The sequence below is a fragment of the Streptomyces sp. NPDC059718 genome, assembly GCF_042733315.1.
Lineage (GTDB): Bacteria > Actinomycetota > Actinomycetes > Streptomycetales > Streptomycetaceae > Actinacidiphila.
Genome location: NZ_JBHWGA010000003.1, coordinates 211561 through 227516 on the forward strand (window position 1 = coordinate 211561; position 15956 = coordinate 227516).

The window sequence follows — 15956 nt, forward strand, 5'->3', positions numbered from 1 at the left end:
TGGCCGGAACGATCGTCTTTCGACAACCCGGGATGAGGATCATTACGAACTGCTAACGTTGGTTTGTTCGGGCTCCGTTCGGTAAGGATGATCGGTCCTTTACCGGAACGTCCGCTCTCCGGCACCATATGTCCGCATTCCGGATCGGATTGCCGTCCCAATTGCCCTTTCGTGGGCCTTCCTTGAGTCCTTCTTGGCGAACGCATGTCCCTGGCATGAGCTGTTCACCGCGAGAGTGGCGTGGCGGTCCACGCGCGCTGCCGTTTCCGGCGCGCCGCCACTCCGCGCGAACTTCACACAGCAGGGGGTTTCATGAGCTCAACCCGCTCGAGAAAGCGGGCCGGCCTGGCCCTGGCAGCGACACTGCCTCTGGTCGCCGGTGCGCTGGCGATGGGCATACCCACCGCCCAGGCCGACGCACCGCACGGACGTCACAGCCTCGCCGGCAGCAAGCCGGCGTGGGCCACCGCCAAGGCCGACAAGGGCGCCACCGCCGACTCGGCGGAGGTCACCCTCCGGGTGTACCTGGCCGGCCGTGACGCCCAGGGCCTGGCCGCCTACGCCCAGGCCGTGTCCGACCCCGGCTCCACCTCGTACGGCACGTTCCTCTCGGCGAAGCAGGCCAAGGCCCGCTTCGGCGCCTCCGCGCAGCAGATCGCGCAGACGCGGCAGTGGCTGGAGTCCTCCGGGCTGAAGGTCACCGGCGTCGACGAGCACTACCTGACCGTGACCGGCGACGTCGCCGACGCGGAGCAGGCGTTCGGCACCCAGCTCCACAACTACGCGAAGGGCGCCAAGACCTACCACGCCCCGACCGGGACCGCCTCCGTCCCCGCCTCCCTGGGCGGCGCGGTGCTCACCGTCACCGGCCTGGACAACTCCCCGCGGCGCGCGCAGCACCAGGACACGCTGCCGCCGCCCGGCGCCGTCTTCAAGAACTCCGGCCCCTTCTCCACGTACTACGGGTCGAACACGAACAAGAAGCTGCCGGTCGCCTACGGCACGCGCGCCCCCTACGCCGTCAAGGGCTACACGGGCGAGCAGTTGCGCGCCGCCTACGGCGCGGGCTCGTACAACGGCAAGGGCGTCACCGTCGCCATCACCGACGCGTTCGCCTCCCCGACGATCGTCGCCGACGCCAAGAAGTACGCAGCCCGCAACGGCGACGCGGCCTACAAGCGCGGCCAGCTCTCCCAGGTGCTGCCGGCCGACTACCGCTACACGAGTCCCGACGAGTGCGACGCCTCCGGCTGGTACGGCGAGGAGACCCTGGACGTCGAGGCGGTGCACGCGGTCGCCCCGGCCGCCGACATCACCTACGTCGGCGCCTCCTCCTGCACCGACGACGACCTGCTCGACGCGCTCGGCAAGATCGTCGACCACCGGCTCGCCGACATCGTCTCCAACTCCTGGGGCGACATCGAGAGCAACGAGACCCCGGACATCGCCGCCGCGTACGACCAGATCTTCCAGATCGGCGCGGTCGAGGGCATCGGCTTCTACTTCTCCTCGGGCGACGCGGGCGACAACGTCGCGGCGCACGGCGCGAAGCAGGTCGACACCCCGGCGAACTCCCCCTGGGTCACCTCCGTCGGCGGCACCTCGCTCGCCGTCGGCAAGGGCGACACGTACCAGTGGGAGACCGGCTGGGGCACCCTGAAGGCCACGCTGGCCGAGGACGGCTCGAGCTGGACGGCCTTCCCCGGCGCCTACACCTCCGGCGCCGGCGGCGGCACCAGCAAGCTCTACGCGCAGCCCTTCTACCAGCGCGGCGTGGTTCCCAACTCGCTCGCGCTGGCCAACGGCGGCACGGTCAAGCAGCGCGTCGAGCCGGACATCTCGGCCGTCGCCGACCCGAACACCGGCTTCCTGGTCGGCCAGACCCAGGCCTTCCCGGACGGGTCCTTCCAGTACAGCGAGTACCGGATCGGCGGCACGTCGCTCGCCGCCCCGGTGATCGCGGGCGTCCAGGCGTTGGCGCAGCAGGCCCGGCACGGCGTGCCGATCGGCTTCGCCAACCCGCTGATCTACGACCGCTACGGCACCGGCGCGTACCACGACGTGACCGACCACCCGCTGGGCCGCGGCAAGGACCTCGCGGTCGTCCGCGTGGACTACGCCAACGGCTTCGACGCGGCGGACGGCACGATCACCTCGCTCCGCAGCCTCGGCAAGGACAGCTCGCTGTCCGCGGTCGCCGGCTACGACGACGTGACCGGCGTCGGCACCCCGGCGCGCGGCTACCTCGACTCGTACCTGCCGCACCACCGCTGAGCCGCACCACCGCTGATCAGCGGTGGGAACGGCAGGGAAGGGCCCGCACCGGGGGGAACCTCGGTGCGGGCCCTTCCCGCTCTGCGGTACCCTGACCCCATGCGTGCCGTACGCCTTCTGCTTAGCAAGCCGCGCTGACCACGATCGATGTCAGTGCGGCGCCCCTCCTGTGCGAGGGGCTTTTTCGTTTCCGCAGTTGCGCAGGCAGATGTCCGTACGGCGGCCGGGCCGCAGGCCGTCATGACAGCGATGGAGTACGAAGGACGATGAGCGAGACCACCCCCGCCGCGGAGGCGGCTGCGCCCCACCGCTACACGGCCGCCCTGGCCGCCGACATCGAGAGCCGCTGGCAGGACTTCTGGGACGAGCACCAGACCTTCGCCGCGCCCAACCCCACCGGTGACCTGGCCGGGGACGGCGAGCTGGCCAAACCCAAGAAGTTCATCATGGACATGTTCCCGTACCCCTCGGGTGCGGGACTGCACGTCGGCCACCCCCTGGGCTACATCGCCACCGACGTCTTCGCCCGCTTCCAGCGGATGACCGGGCACAACGTGCTGCACACCCTGGGCTTCGACGCCTTCGGCCTGCCCGCCGAGCAGCACGCCGTGCAGACCGGCGAGCACCCTCGGGTCACCACCGAGGCGGCCATGAACAACATGAAGTCCCAGCTGCGCCGGCTGGGCCTGGGCCACGACAAGCGCCGGTCGTTCGCCACGATCGACCCGGACTACTACAAGTGGACCCAGTGGATCTTCCTGCAGATCTTCAACTCCTGGTACGACCCCCAGGCCGACCGCGCCCGCCCCATCGGCGAGCTGGTCGAGCAGTTCGAGAAGGGCGAGCGGCGGACGCCCGACGGGCGCGCCTGGGCGGAGCTGAGCCCTGTCGAGCGCGACGCCGTCCTGGGTGAGTACCGCCTGGCCTACGCCTCGGAGTCCCCGGTCAACTGGTGCCCCGGCCTGGGCACCGTGCTGGCCAACGAGGAGGTCACCGCCGACGGCCGCTCCGAGCGCGGGAACTTCCCCGTCTTCAAGGCCAAGCTGCGCCAGTGGATGATGCGCATCACCGCTTACGCGGACCGCCTGCTGGCCGACCTGGACGCGCTGGACTGGCCCGAGGCGATCAAGCTGCAGCAGCGCAACTGGATCGGGCGCTCAGAGGGCGCCAGGGTCGACTTCGCGGTCGAGGGCCACGGCGAGAGCCCGATCACCGTCTTCACCACGCGTCCGGACACCCTGTTCGGCGCCACCTACATGGTGCTGGCCCCCGAGCACCCGCTGGTCGACACCGTGGTGCCGGCCGCGTGGCCGGAGGGCACCAAGGACGCCTGGACCGGCGGCGCGGCCACCCCGGCCGAGGCCGTCGCGGAGTACCGCAAGCAGGCCCAGTCCAAGTCGGACGTCGAGCGGCAGACCGAGGGCAAGAACAAGACCGGCGTCTTCAGCGGCGCGTACGCCGTGAACCCGCTGACCGGCACCCGCGTCCCGGTCTTCGTCGCGGACTACGTCCTGATGGGCTACGGCACCGGCGCGATCATGGCCGTCCCCGGCCAGGACGAGCGCGACTGGGAGTTCGCCACCGTCTTCGACCTGCCCATCATCCGCACCGTCCGGCCGCCCGAGGGCTGGGAGGGCGAGGCGTACACCGGCCAGGGCCCGGCGATCAACTCCGCCAACGACGAGATCGACCTGAACGGCCTGGAGGTCGCCGACGCCAAGCGCAAGGTCATCGCGTACCTGGAGCAGCGCGGCATCGGCGAGGGCACCATCAACTTCCGCCTGCGCGACTGGCTGTTCAGCCGCCAGCGGTACTGGGGCGAGCCCTTCCCGATCGTCTACGACGAGGACGGCGTCGCCCACCCGCTGCCCGAGTCGATGCTGCCGCTGGAGCTGCCCGAGGTCGAGGACTACTCCCCGCGCACCTTCGAACCGGACGACGCGGACACCGAGCCCGAGACCCCGCTGTCCCGCAACGCGGAGTGGGTCCACGTCGAGCTGGACCTGGGCGACGGCCGCGGCGTGCGCCCGTACCGCCGCGAGACCAACACCATGCCCAACTGGGCCGGTTCCTGCTGGTACGAGCTGCGCTACCTGGACCCGCACAACGACCGGAAGCTGGTCGACCCCGAGATCGAGCGGTACTGGATGGGCCCGCGCGAGGGGCAGCCGCACGGCGGCGTCGACCTGTACGTCGGCGGCGCCGAGCACGCGGTGCTGCACCTGCTGTACGCGCGCTTCTGGTCCAAGGTGCTGTTCGACCTGGGCCACGTGTCGTCGGTGGAGCCGTTCCACAAGCTGTTCAACCAGGGCATGATCCAGGCCTACGTCTACCGCGACGGCCGCGGCTTCCCCGTTCCGGCGGCCGAGGTCGAGGAGCGCGACGGCGGCTGGTGGTACGGCGGCGAGCAGGTCAAGCGCGAGCTGGGCAAGATGGGCAAGTCCCTGAAGAACGCCGTCACCCCGGACGAGATCGCCGCCGAGTACGGCGCCGACACCCTGCGCCTGTACGAGATGGCGATGGGCCCGCTGGACGTCTCCCGGCCCTGGGACACCCGCGCGGTCGTCGGCCAGTACCGGCTGCTGCAGCGGCTGTGGCGCAACGTCGTGGACGAGACGACCGGCGAGGTCACGGTGACCGGCGCCGAGCCGGACGAGGACACCCTGCGCGCCCTGCACAAGGCGATCGACGGCGTCCGCCAGGACCTGGAGGGCCTGCGCTTCAACACCGCCATCGCCAAGATCACCGAGCTGAACAACCACCTGACCAAGGCGGGCGGCCCGGTGCCGCGCTCGGTCGCCGAGCCGCTGGTGCTGCTGATCGCGCCGCTGGCCCCGCACATCGCCGAGGAGCTGTGGCGGCGCCTGGGACACGACGGGTCGCTGGCGCACGAGGACCTGCCGGTGGCCGACCCGGCGTACGTGGTGGACGAGGCCGTCACCTGCGTCGTCCAGATCAAGGGCAAGATCAAGGCCCGTCTGGAGGTGCCGCCGACGATCTCCGACGCCGACCTGGAGGCCCAGGCCCTGGCCGACCCGGCGGTCGTGGCCGCGCTGGACGGCGCGGGGGTCCGCAAGGTGATCGTGCGGGCGCCGAAGCTGGTGAACATCGTTCCTGCGTGATGCGTGCCGGCGTGATGACGCGCTCGGTCGGATGGGCTGATGGCGTGCTCGGCTCGGGCCTGATGCCCGGCTGGTCGCCCGGTCCGCGCAGGTCGGTGTAAGGGGCGGGTAGGGGTTCTCCCGGAACCCTTGCCCGCCCCCGTCCGTTTACGGTGGGCATACAACCGATCGAGCAGATCGGCCCGGTCGGACGGACCGGGCCGACCGGGCAGAGGAGCCGCCGTGGATGTCGCCGTCGCCGTGATCCTGCTGCTCTTCGCCTCCTTCGTGGCGCTCGGTGTCGTCGCCGCGGTCAAGACGGCGCGGGCGGTCAAGCGCGGGGTGGAGCGCACCAGCATCGAGGCCCGCCGCGTGGTCGAGGACACCGGTCTGAAGGCCCGCCGCTACAGCCGGCCCGGGCCCGCCGGGAAGCTCGCGGAGCTGCGCCTGGCGCTGCGTACGTCCGTCACGAGCACGGAAGCGGCGCTGGAAGGGCAGGCCGCCGTCGACCCGTCGCTGAGCGAGGCCGTCGCGCTGCTGGCCAGGCTGAGCTCCCACGCCCGGGAGCTTGACGCGGAGCTGCGGCTGCTGGAGCGCGAGCCCGACCGCTCCCGCATCGCGGCCCGGATCGGCGAGCTCGAGGAGCGTACGCGGCGCATCACCCACTCCGCGGACTCGCTGCGCTGGGCAGCCCAGGACCGGGCCCGCCGCTTCGCCGACGACGACCTCGCGGCGCTGGGCCGCGACATCGACCTGGAGGCCGGGGCGTTGCGGCACTGGGCGCCCTCGGCGCTGCCGGAGCCGGAACCGGAACCGCGCACTCAGCCGGGGACGCGGCGCGAGCGGATGCCCGAGCCGGGCACCGGACAGCCACCCAAGGCGCTGTGAGGGGCCGGGCGCGGCCGGGACATGCCGCGGGGACGTTCACCGGGGTTCACCTCGGCGGAGCCGTACTGTCGCCCGGCCTTCGGCGCGGGTAACCTCCCGCACATGTCGTCCCATGTCGCTATCGTCACCGATTCCACGGCCTACCTGCCGCAGGAGGCCCTGACCCGGCACCGGATCACCGTGGTGCCCCTGGCGGTGGTGATCGGCGACGAAGCGCTGGAAGAGGGCACCGAGGTGTCGGCGCCCGCGGTCGCCCGCGCCCTGCAACGCCGCAAGCCCGTCACCACGTCGCGGCCGAGCCCCGAGGAATTCGCCACCGCCTACCGCGCGGTGGCGGAGTCGGGCGCGACCGAGATCGTCTCCCTGCACCTGTCGGCGGAGTTCTCCGGCACCTACGACGCCGCGCTGCTCGCGGGGGCGGACGCGCCCGTGCCGGTGCGCGTCGTGGACACCGCGATGGTCGCCATGGCCCTCGGGTTCCCGGTGCTGAGCGCCGCCGAGGCGGCGGAGGGGGGCGGCTCCGCGGACGAGATCGTGGCGGCGGCGGAGAAGCGGGCGTCGGACACGTCGGCGTACTTCTACGTGGACACCCTGGACTACCTGCGCAGGGGCGGACGCATCGGCGCGGCGCAGGCGCTGCTCGGATCGGCGCTCGCGGTGAAGCCGCTGCTGCAGCTGGACGAGGGCCGCATCCAGCTGCTGGAGAAGGTGCGTACGGCCTCCAAGGCGCTGGCGCGGCTCGAGGAGATCGTCGTCGAGCGGGCGGGCACCCGTCCGGTGGACATCGCCGTCCACCACCTCGCCGCCGCGGACCGCGCGTCCGCCCTGGCGGAGCGGCTGCGGGCGCGGGTCCCCGGGCTCAACACCCTCGTCCTCAGCGAGGTCGGCGCGGTGATCGGCGCCCACACCGGGCCCGGGCTGCTGGGGGCGGTCGTCTCCCCGCTGTGACCCCTTTCGGGCGAGGGGGTTATCCACAACCTCTGGACAGTCCACAGGACTTGAGCAAGATCATCTTGTTGGCGCCGGTCCGCCTACCGTCCCTGACATGGGATCGACCACCGCAACTCCTCGCCACCGCAGGCACCCGTCCGCACGCGTGCCCGCACCCGGGCCCGCCGCCGACGCGGTCCGGGAACGGGCCGCAGCCCTCTTCGACCGTCCGCCGGCCCGTCCCGCGCCACGGGGTGGGGCGGGCGCGGCGGCACCGGATCCACCGGAACGACCGGATGCGCCGGAGCGGTTGGCCGTGCCGGAACGGCCGGCCGCGCCGGATCCGCCGGGACGCCGCGCCGGGGGCGCCTGGCGCCTGGCCCTCACCGAGCGCCTACCCACCTGGCTCTCCGTCCGCTGCGGCATCGAGGCGAAGACGGCGGCCGCCCTGGCCGTCGTCCTCCTCGTCGCGCTCGCCTTCGCGGTGCACCACTTCCGGACCGGCCGGCCGCGCACCGTGGCGGTGCCGCCGGTCGCCGCGGCGCTGCCCGCCGCGGCCGAGGCCCCCGCCGCCGCGCGGGCTTCCGCCGCGGCCGGGCCACGGGTGCCGAGCCCCGCGCCGGGGGCGAAGCCGGTGCTGGTCGTGGACGTCGCCGGCAAGGTCAGGAGGCCGGGGTTGCGCCGGCTGCCCGAGGGGTCCCGGGTGGCGGACGCCGTGGACGCCGCCGGGGGAGCGCTGCCCGGTACGGACACCAGCGCCCTGAACCTGGCCCGCCTGCTGGCCGACGGGGAGCAGATCGTCGTGGGCCGCCCCGCCCCGCAACCGGCCGCCGGGGGCGAGGGAACCGCCGCGGCGAGCGGTCCGGTCAGCCTCAGCGCCGCCACCGCCGAGCAGTTGGACGCCCTGCCCGGTGTGGGGCCGGTGCTCGCCCGGCACATCATCGACTACCGCGGCCGGCACGGCGGTTTCACCTCCGTCGAGCAACTGCGTGACGTCAACGGCATCGGGGACCGCCGGTTCTCCGACCTCAAGCCACTGGTCACCCCATGAGCGCGCCCCGCCCGGCGGTGCACGCGGCCGCCGCCTCACCCCGGGGCGCGTCGAACCCGCGCCAGGAGGCCCCGCCGGACCTCCGTCTGGTGGCCCCGGCCCTCGCGGCCTGGCTCGCCGCGGGCGTCGCCCTCGCGGCGCCGGGGCGAGCCGTGGTGGGGGCGTGCGCGCTGGTCGTCCTGGTGGCGCTCGCGTCGTTCGTACGCCGGTGGACGTCGGTGGCCACCGTGGCGCTCTGCGCGGCGGCGTCCGCGGCCGTGGCGGGGCTGCACTGCGCGGACCTGCACCGTGGCCCGGTGCCCGCCCTGGCGGCCGAACACGCGCATGCGAGGGTGGAGTTGCGGCTGACGGCGGATCCCCGGCTGATCCGCCCGCAGGTGCGCGGGGCCGTCCGGGCGCCGGACGCGGTGCTGGTGGAGGCCGAGGCCGTACGCGTGGCGGCGAGGGGCACGACGACCGCCGTCCGCACACCGGTGCTGCTCATCGCCCGGCAACCCGCCCGTATCTGGCTGACGTTGCTGCCCGGCACGCGCGTCGACGCGGAGGCCCGGCTCGCCCCGGCGGCGGGGCCGGGCGACCGGATCGCCGCGGTGCTGTCGGTGCGAGGGCCGCCGCGCGTCGTGGGGCCGCCCGGCCGTGCGCAACGTGTGGCCGGCGGACTCCGCGCGGGGCTGCGCGAGGCCACCGAGGGCCTGCCGCCCGACGCCCGTGCCCTCCTTCCCGGACTGGTCGTCGGGGACACCTCCCGTATCCCGGTGGAGTTGCACGACGCGTTCGAGGCCACCGACCTGACCCATCTGACCGCGGTCAGCGGTTCCAACCTCTCACTCGTGCTGATCCTGCTGATCGGTCCGCCCGGTCTCGCGCTGCGCGCCGAGCGCGGCGGCCTGGCACCGCGGCTGGCCCTCCCGCTCCGCGTGACGGCCGTGCTCGGGGGAGTGCTCACCGTGGCCTTCGTCGTCGTGTGCCGGCCGGACCCGAGCGTGCTGCGCGCGGCCGCCTGCGGGCTGATCACCCTGCTGGCCATCGGCACGGGCCGCCGCCGCAGCCTGCTGCCCGCGCTGTGCGGGGCCGCCCTGCTGCTCCTCCTCCACGATCCCTGGCTCGCCCGCTCGTACGGCTTCGCGCTGTCCGTGCTGGCCACCGGTGCGCTCCTGGTCCTCGCCCCGCGCTGGAGCACCGCCCTGCGGCACCGGCGGGTGCCACCGCGCCTCGCGGAGGTCCTGGCCGCGGCGGCGGCCGCGCAGGCGGTGTGCGCCCCGGTGGTGGCGGTGCTGGCCGCCCACGTCAGCCTGGTCGCCGTCCCCTGCAACCTGCTGGCGGAACTCGCGGTGGGCCCCGCCACCGTCCTCGGCTTCGCCGCCCTGGCCGCGGCGCCCTTCGCCATGCCCGTCGCCAAGGCCCTCGCCTGGGTCGCGGGCTGGCCCGCCGGCTGGATCGCGGCGGTCGCCCGGCGCGGTGCCGCCCTGCCCGGGGCGACGCTCGACTGGCCCGGCACCTGGGCGGGCGCCCTGCTGCTGGCGGCCGTCACCGTGGTGGTGGTCGCGGCGGGGCGCCGCCTCCTGCGCCGTCCCTGGCTGTGCGCGGCCGCCGCGCTGCTGCTCGTGCTGGCCGTCGTACGTCCCGCGCCGCTGCCCCGCTCGGTGACCGGCTGGCCGCCCCCGGCCTGGCGGCTGGTGGCCTGCGACGTAGGCCAGGGCGACGCGCTGGTGCTCTCCGCGGGCGACGGCGCCGCCGTCGTGGTGGACACCGGCCCGGAGCCCCGCCTCGTCGACCGCTGCCTGCGTTCGCTCGGGGTCACCGCGATCCCGCTGCTCGTCCTCACGCATTTCCACGCCGACCATGTCGCCGGCCTCCCCGGGGTCCTGCGCGGCCGTTCCGTGGGCGCCATCGAGACCACCACCCTCGACGAACCCTCCGACCAGGCCGCCTTCGTACGCCGTCAGGCGGCCGCCGCCCGCGTTCCCCTGCTGCGCGCGACGCCCGGGGAGCGCCGCCGCCTGGGCCCCCTCGACTGGCGTGTGCTGTGGCCCGCCGCGCCCTCCCTCTTCGCGGGCACCGACGACGCCAATCCCAACGACGCCAGCGTCACCCTGCTGGTCCGCACCGCAGGACTCACCGTGCTCCTCCTGGGCGACCTGGAGCCCGCGGCCCAGCACGCGCTCCTCACCGCCGTCCCGGACCTCCCGCGCGTCGACGTCCTGAAGGTCGCCCACCACAAATTCCTTAGAGGACACCTACTTGAGACTTTGGGAGCCTCGCCCTGAAGATCGTCGGTGGCTCGGGAGCCCCTAGGCCGCTCGTGGGGCGGGGCACCTGGGTGACGTTCCAGGGTAGTGGGTGGAGTTTAAAATGCATCGACTTCAGCATTCTTGGAGTGGACTGAGCGGGCGGCTCATGAACCACTCCTAGGATTCCTGTATGTCCTATGAGACCCCTACAGGAATCCCGCCCGTGCCCAGTCGCCCTCCGCAGATGCGGGGCTTCTGGAGGGCGATGTCCTCGCGTAAGAAGATCGCCTTAGCGGCCCTGTGTGCCATCGTGGCCGGTGCCGGTGGTGCAGTCGTCAACGCCCAGCTCAGCACGGGTGACACGGCCGTCATCGCCCCCACGGAAAACGGGGAGAGCGTCGCGGATACGGCCCTCGACGCCCTCCAGGGATGTGCTGACAGTTGGAATGACAGAAACGCCAACAAGGCCAACGTCGCGTCAATTACAACGGCAGCACAAAAAGCCGGGAGCGCATCCGCCTACGTCAATGTGGGATTCAGCGCAGCATTCCCGGATCTCTGCATGATCACGGTCGCCAACCCGGCGACGCTCTACGCCCAGCAGTACCTGGAGGAGCCCGGCCGGGTGTGGTCCCTCGCGCCCGCCTGGACGGGGCAGGTCAGCCAGCTCGACTCATCCGGCCTCCCCTGGAACGCGAGGATGGCGCAGGACGGAACGATCATCGTGCTCTGACGAGACGCCCGGGGCGCCGTCGGTCACCGACCACTCGAAGACGAGGGTGTCGACCCTCCGGAGGAAGGTCGTGCGGCTACCGGCGCCCTGGGCGATGGCGAGCAGCTCGCCCAGGAACTCGTACGCCTCCTCGTCAGTCAGCGCTCGGAGCCACGGGAACGTCGTGCTCTCCACGGCTGCCCTCCTCGGTGGGGGCGGGGAGGGTCCAGTCGGACTTCCGGTCCATGGCCACCCCGTGCTCGTCGCAGTAGGCGCCCCACTCGTCGTCCACCGGGAAGTCGTGGTTGCCCCCGGGGCACCTGGCGGTCATCGCGCCTCCCGCTCGGCCTGACGCAGGGCGTCTCCCTCGGGGCAGGAGCCCGGGAAGCAGTCCGCGTGATCCGTCAGGTGGTCCAGCAGGGCGCCGTACGCCCGCTGATGCTCGGTCATCTCGGTCGTGCTCACTGGTCCTCCGAGGTGAGCTGGGCCCAGACCCCGAGGCCGTCGGTGTTCAAGCCGTAAAGGGTGGACAGGGCGCTGACGATGGCGAAGCCGGGGCCGTGGCTGTGTCGGAGAGACATCTCGATCGAGCCGGCCGCCGTGATGCGGCTCCGGCGCCCTGCCGTCGACAGGGTCATCTCGACCCGGGGGCTCCCCGTGGACAGGACGCTGACGAACAGCTCGTTGGCGACCTGGGCCGCGTCCGGGTGGTCCAGGCGTAAGGAGACCCACTCGCGGACCATGGGGGCCTCGGTCGGCTGCGCGGCGAACTCTATGCGCCACGTGTGTCCTGTTTCGGGCATGTACGACCCCCGGCTTCGCGGCTTTCTGTCTAACAGATAGAGAGTTTCTGTTGCACAGATTGGAGGGCGGTGTTGGCCAGGGTCAAGCCGACCGGGGTAGTTTCTGTGCACAGATTGCGGGCGATCACTCGAAACGGTGGTGGGGCGTGGAACAGCCGGGATACCTGCGGATCGCTGCTGACCTGCGGAACCGCATCTCCTCGGGCGAGTTCGGGATCGGCGATCAGATCCCGACGCTCCCGGAGCTGGCGGAGGCGTACGAGGTCTCCGAGACCACGGTGAGGAACGCCCTCGCGCTCCTCAGGAACGAGGGCCTCATCGAGACACGGGCCCGAGCCGGAACCCGAGTTCGGGAGAGGCCCCCGATCCACCGGCTGACGGCCGACCGCTACCGGAACAAGGCCGGAGTCCCCTCAACGCCCTTCACGCGGGACCAGGGGATCGGCTGGAGCGAGTACCGCTTGGACAAGATGTTCGAGCGCGTAGAGGCCACGCACGAGCTGGCGGCCCTCTTCGAGTGCGAGCCCGGCGAGGAGTTGTTGGCCCGCCACTTCGTCTTCTACGACAACGACCAGCCCACCCAGATGTCGACGTCGTACCTGCGCTGGAGCGATGTGGAGGGGACCCCGGTGGCGGACCCGATCCATGAGCCCTGGCCGGGCGGGACGCGGGCTCAACTGGGCACGCTGGGCATCGCAGTGATCCTGGTGAAGGAGTCGTTCACCTGCGGCATGCCGACGGAGCACGAGGCGAAGACCTTGAAGATCGGCTCCGGGGTCCCGGTGGTCCGCTACACCCGGCGGCACGTCGCTCAGGACGGCCGGGTCGTGGAGGTCGCGTACCCGATCGTCCGCCGTGGCGACACGACCGTGATCGAGTTCGACATCCCGCTGGTCTGACTACACCTGGTGGCCCTCGTCTTCTAGAGCGGCTCGGGCGGCTTTGGTGAAGGCGTCCAATCGTTGTACGACCCGGCCTCGGAAGACCCCCAGGGGTCCTGGGGCCGTGTGCGACAACTCCACACGTGCCCGCTGGACCTCGCGGGCGAATTCGCCTGCCGCCTGCACCACGGCATCCGGCCCGGCGATTGCGACGGTCGCGCGGCGCTTGCGGAGGTTGCGTTGAAGAACTTCGTACTGGCTCAGGAACGCGTCGCTGTCCCGTCCCTGAAGGATGTCCACGAAGTCCTGGCCAGCCGCGACGAACTCGGCGTACGCCTGCGAGCGGGGTTCGCGCCTCTCCCGGAGACTGTCGAAGCGCCGTTGTCGAGCGGCCTCTGACTCCTGGGACTTGAGCTGTAGGCGAGCCGTCCGGAGCCCGAAGAGTCCCGTTCCAACGGCCGTCAGCCCCGTGAGACCTCCACCGATAGCCGCACCGAGGACGGCCGCGAGTCCTGCATCCACACCGGGATTCTTATCAGGGAAACGACGAAAGAGCCCCCGATCTCCGCGAGGGAGATCGGGGGCTCTCGTGTGTCCGCCAGAGACACGTAGGGGGTTCAGTCCTTCGGGACCTTCAATGCGGCCCAACTTGCCGGGCCCGGAGGCCAGGTGGCGGCCTTGCCGGTGAAGCCGAGGTGCCGCTGCCACGCCTCGTAGGAGGCCACGTCGCCGGAGCCGATGACGTCCTTGTTCCGGCTGTTCTTGTACCGGTTGCAGCCGACGGCCACGAGGCGGTCGTGCATGCGGGCGACGACGGGGGAGCGGCGACCCATCTTGAACCAGGAGGCCCCGGGGAAGGGCTCGTACTGCTTCACCGGGTGCGCGGCCGGCTCGGTGCCCTCGGGGCGGGGAGCGCCCTTCTTCACCCAGGCGTAGAGCGGTCCACCGGGGCACGAGGTGGCGTAGCCGTCGCAGTGGCCCCGTATCTCGTCCCCGGCGCCGTGCTGCCGGAGCAGCTCGATGCCGTAGCGGATCGCGGCGAGCATCTCGTCCGTGGGCTCGGTGAGGCCCTCGCTGCCGACCAGGCCCACGATGGCGTAGTGGGCGACGTTCAGCGGCTGGCTGCCGTTGGCCCCGGAGCGCTTGCCGAGACCCCGGCCTTCCAGGAGGAACCCGTGCGGGCACGCGCCGAAGTTGTAGGCGATGTCGGAGTAGTGCTCCTTGGGGTTGGCCAGGTGGCTCTTCCGGATGGCCTTCCACTCGGCGAGACACAGGGCGTGATCCGTGAGCAGGTCCTCGGAGACCTCGGTCCCCTCGTAGTGGACCTTCACGCCCTTGGCGGAGGTCTGTATCGGAGCGGCCGACGGGCCCCATCCGAGCTGGGTTCTGGTGACGAGCTTCATGGCGGTTCCTCGGGTCTCTGGCGGGCATGAAGAAGCCCTCCTGGCGGTGACCAGGAGGGCGTGGGGGAGAGGGGCTCAGGAGGCCGCGGTGGGCCTCTGGCCGAAGACGAGGGCCTGGGCCACGGCCGAGTAGCTCACCAGGTTGTGGGCCTGGAGCTGCTCCTTGACGCGGCGGCTCTCGACCAGGCGGGCCTGGGCCTCGGGCATGCGCTCCTGGGCGTCCTGGAGGGACTTCTCGGCGGCCCTCAGCGCGGTCTCCGACTCGGGAGACGGGTGTGCTCGTCGCGGGGAGACCCACATGGTCAGGCGCTCCCGATGCTCTGGGACTGGTGACCCAACTCCTGGAGGAGCCGGGTCATCGCCCTGCCCTGCTCCACTGCCACGTCTCCGCGCTCCTCGGCTTTGGCGAGCTGCTCGCGGGTGACCTGGTGGGCGGCCCGCTCCTGCTCGAAGGCCGTGCGCCAGTTGTCCTTCTCGGTGGTCAGGGCGTTCATCACGTACTTCGGCACGAGGACGCCCCAGATCAGGAGCACGACGATCAGACCGACGATGCCGTACTGGCTGAACTGGCCTATCAGCGCTCCGACGTCCGGGCCGGCTCCCGCCTCCTCGGCTGCGGACAGGATGGTGAGCAGGTCAGGCACGCGGGTCCTCCTGATGGGTTGGGCGCAGGACGATCCGGCGCGGGTCTGGACATGCGAAAACCCCGGCTGGTGGGCCGGGGCTCTCGGGTGGGGACGGGCTACTCGGATCTCTGCTCTGGAAACTGCTCTGACCTGATGGCGAGCTGGTCTGCCATTGGCGGCACCAGTACGCCGTCCATATCAAGGCCGGACGCCTTGATCTCCTCGTAGTTGTCCAGTTCCAGGCGGCAGATGTCGCAGCGGTACGCGGTGGGGACGAGGGCCACGCCGGTGTTGGATTGGCTCGTTGGGCTCACCATCACCGATGCCAGACCGCCGCACGCGGGGCACTTCACGGAAGCGACCAAGATGGTGATCTCTGAGCCGTCCCCGAGCGGCATAGGGCCGATCTCCATCCCCTGACCGGGCCGGGGCGCCCCGACGACCAGGTCCCGGGCGCCTTGCGGCAGCCCTTCAAACCGTCTGTCGAAACGATGCTGAGCCTGGCTGATGCGAAGGTGGATCTCGCGGGTTACCTGGCTCTCCCGTTCGTCCAGCCCCATACGCACTGCGGAAGTCCAGTGATGCCAGAAGTGCTCGGGTGACTCGCCGAGGTGCCCGAGGATCTGCTGTACCGCTCGCGCGAACGTGGGGAGCAGGAACTTCGCCCCTTCGCCACCGCTCGCGTGCGCCACGCCGTTCCGCATGTCGATGAGGGTGTCCAGTTGGGAGTCGGCCGGAAGGATCTGCAACTTTCGGAGCCGGGAGAGGGCATCCCTGGCCCCGATGGTGCGGACCTTGTCGCTCGGAAGCTCCAGACCACCGCCGAAGTGCAGCAACATGTCCGTGTTGTTGTTGCGCATCTCGACCAGGTACAGGGGGTTGATCCTGACCAGGGCGGCCTTGGCCAGCCGCTCGACGGCGACCCCGGCGTGGAGGGCGAACTCATCGAACTCGCGGTTCGCATGGTCGTTCATGGCCTTCTGGGTGGCCTGGTGGGCGCCCCGCATGAAGCTCTCGTACGAGAGCGAATCGTCCATGAGGGGACGTTACTGGCGT

At 71.6% G+C, this 15956-nt stretch carries 16 protein-coding genes; 8 read left to right on the forward strand and 8 right to left on the reverse strand.

Going from position 1 to position 15956, the window contains the following annotated elements; translation table 11 throughout:
- The first annotated feature begins 312 nt into the window (after window positions 1–312).
- The 7 genes from ACFV3E_RS05715 to ACFV3E_RS05745 all read left to right on the forward strand — a co-directional run bounded on the left by ACFV3E_RS05715 (window position 313) and on the right by ACFV3E_RS05745 (window position 11208).
- Window positions 313–2274, forward strand: coding sequence for a S53 family peptidase (locus tag ACFV3E_RS05715; protein ID WP_500533529.1), 1962 nt, complete (start codon window positions 313–315; stop codon window positions 2272–2274).
- A 266-nt stretch (window positions 2275–2540) separates the two neighbouring features.
- Entirely contained in the window at window positions 2541–5396 is a 2856-nt protein-coding gene (gene leuS, locus ACFV3E_RS05720; protein ID WP_500533530.1) for a leucine--tRNA ligase, read from the forward strand.
- Window positions 5397–5618: 222 nt separating this feature from the next.
- Window positions 5619–6263, forward strand: a complete 645-nt coding sequence (locus ACFV3E_RS05725) for a hypothetical protein (RefSeq protein ID WP_500533531.1) — start codon at window positions 5619–5621, stop codon at window positions 6261–6263.
- A 102-nt stretch (window positions 6264–6365) separates the two neighbouring features.
- Window positions 6366–7211, forward strand: a complete 846-nt coding sequence (locus tag ACFV3E_RS05730; RefSeq protein WP_500533532.1) for a DegV family protein — start codon at window positions 6366–6368, stop codon at window positions 7209–7211.
- A gap of 298 nt (window positions 7212–7509) precedes the next feature.
- Window positions 7510–8244 (forward strand): ComEA family DNA-binding protein, encoded by a 735-nt coding sequence (locus tag ACFV3E_RS05735; protein ID WP_500533533.1) that lies wholly within the window; start codon window positions 7510–7512, stop codon window positions 8242–8244.
- Window positions 8241–10511: a ComEC/Rec2 family competence protein gene (locus ACFV3E_RS05740; protein WP_500533534.1), complete on the forward strand. Its 2271-nt coding sequence runs from the start codon at window positions 8241–8243 to the stop codon at window positions 10509–10511. Before ACFV3E_RS05735 ends, ACFV3E_RS05740 begins: the two co-directional genes overlap by 4 nt.
- 229 nt (window positions 10512–10740) lie before the next feature.
- Window positions 10741–11208, forward strand: a complete 468-nt coding sequence (locus ACFV3E_RS05745; RefSeq protein WP_500533535.1) for a hypothetical protein — start codon at window positions 10741–10743, stop codon at window positions 11206–11208.
- A gap of 133 nt (window positions 11209–11341) precedes the next feature.
- On the opposite strand, the gene ACFV3E_RS05750 is transcribed toward ACFV3E_RS05745, so the two are convergent.
- From ACFV3E_RS05750 to ACFV3E_RS05760, 3 genes are read right to left on the reverse strand one after another with little or no spacing between them, the layout of a single operon-like run.
- Window positions 11342–11518, reverse strand: coding sequence for a hypothetical protein (locus ACFV3E_RS05750; protein WP_500533536.1), 177 nt, complete (start codon window positions 11516–11518; stop codon window positions 11342–11344).
- Window positions 11515–11652, reverse strand: coding sequence for a hypothetical protein (locus tag ACFV3E_RS05755; protein ID WP_500533537.1), 138 nt, complete (start codon window positions 11650–11652; stop codon window positions 11515–11517). The genes ACFV3E_RS05750 and ACFV3E_RS05755 overlap by 4 nt, the downstream gene beginning before the upstream one ends.
- Complete coding sequence (locus ACFV3E_RS05760) at window positions 11649–11990, reverse strand: hypothetical protein (protein ID WP_500533538.1); 342 nt, start codon at window positions 11988–11990, stop codon at window positions 11649–11651. The genes ACFV3E_RS05755 and ACFV3E_RS05760 overlap by 4 nt, the downstream gene beginning before the upstream one ends.
- 146 nt (window positions 11991–12136) lie before the next feature.
- Between ACFV3E_RS05760 and ACFV3E_RS05765 the strand changes: the two genes are divergently transcribed.
- The gene (locus ACFV3E_RS05765; RefSeq protein ID WP_500533539.1) at window positions 12137–12889 is read left to right on the forward strand and encodes a GntR family transcriptional regulator; all 753 of its coding nucleotides are present in this window, start codon (window positions 12137–12139) and stop codon (window positions 12887–12889) included.
- On the opposite strand, the gene ACFV3E_RS05770 is transcribed toward ACFV3E_RS05765, so the two are convergent.
- The 5 genes from ACFV3E_RS05770 to ACFV3E_RS05790 form a co-directional block, all read right to left on the reverse strand.
- A complete protein-coding gene (locus ACFV3E_RS05770; RefSeq protein ID WP_500533540.1) occupies window positions 12890–13393 on the reverse strand; it encodes a hypothetical protein in 504 nt (167 codons plus the stop codon).
- 95 nt (window positions 13394–13488) lie between these two features.
- Window positions 13489–14274, reverse strand: coding sequence for a peptidoglycan-binding protein (locus ACFV3E_RS05775; protein WP_500533541.1), 786 nt, complete (start codon window positions 14272–14274; stop codon window positions 13489–13491).
- Between the two features lie 75 nt (window positions 14275–14349).
- Window positions 14350–14574 (reverse strand): hypothetical protein, encoded by a 225-nt coding sequence (locus ACFV3E_RS05780; protein ID WP_500533542.1) that lies wholly within the window; start codon window positions 14572–14574, stop codon window positions 14350–14352.
- A gap of 2 nt (window positions 14575–14576) precedes the next feature.
- On the reverse strand, window positions 14577–14918 hold the full coding sequence (locus ACFV3E_RS05785) for a hypothetical protein (RefSeq protein WP_500533543.1): 342 nt from the start codon (window positions 14916–14918) through the stop codon (window positions 14577–14579).
- A 98-nt stretch (window positions 14919–15016) separates the two neighbouring features.
- Entirely contained in the window at window positions 15017–15937 is a 921-nt protein-coding gene (locus tag ACFV3E_RS05790) for a hypothetical protein (protein WP_500533544.1), read from the reverse strand.
- Window positions 15938–15956: the final 19 nt, after the last annotated feature.

Excerpts from the sequence above, each read along its gene's own strand:
- leuS (WP_500533530.1), top strand. The coding sequence starts at position 2,541 with ATGAGCGAGACCACCCCCGCCGCGGAGGCGGCTGCGCCCCACCGCTAC.
- ACFV3E_RS05745 (WP_500533535.1), top strand. The coding sequence starts at position 10,741 with ATGTCCTCGCGTAAGAAGATCGCCTTAGCGGCCCTGTGTGCCATCGTG.
- ACFV3E_RS05775 (WP_500533541.1), bottom strand. The coding sequence starts at position 14,274 with ATGAAGCTCGTCACCAGAACCCAGCTCGGATGGGGCCCGTCGGCCGCT.
- ACFV3E_RS05715 (WP_500533529.1), top strand. The coding sequence starts at position 313 with ATGAGCTCAACCCGCTCGAGAAAGCGGGCCGGCCTGGCCCTGGCAGCG.
- ACFV3E_RS05760 (WP_500533538.1), bottom strand. The coding sequence starts at position 11,990 with ATGCCCGAAACAGGACACACGTGGCGCATAGAGTTCGCCGCGCAGCCG.
- ACFV3E_RS05740 (WP_500533534.1), top strand. The coding sequence starts at position 8,241 with ATGAGCGCGCCCCGCCCGGCGGTGCACGCGGCCGCCGCCTCACCCCGG.
- ACFV3E_RS05790 (WP_500533544.1), bottom strand. The coding sequence starts at position 15,937 with ATGGACGATTCGCTCTCGTACGAGAGCTTCATGCGGGGCGCCCACCAG.
- ACFV3E_RS05750 (WP_500533536.1), bottom strand. The coding sequence starts at position 11,518 with ATGACCGCCAGGTGCCCCGGGGGCAACCACGACTTCCCGGTGGACGAC.
- ACFV3E_RS05780 (WP_500533542.1), bottom strand. The coding sequence starts at position 14,574 with ATGTGGGTCTCCCCGCGACGAGCACACCCGTCTCCCGAGTCGGAGACC.
- ACFV3E_RS05730 (WP_500533532.1), top strand. The coding sequence starts at position 6,366 with ATGTCGTCCCATGTCGCTATCGTCACCGATTCCACGGCCTACCTGCCG.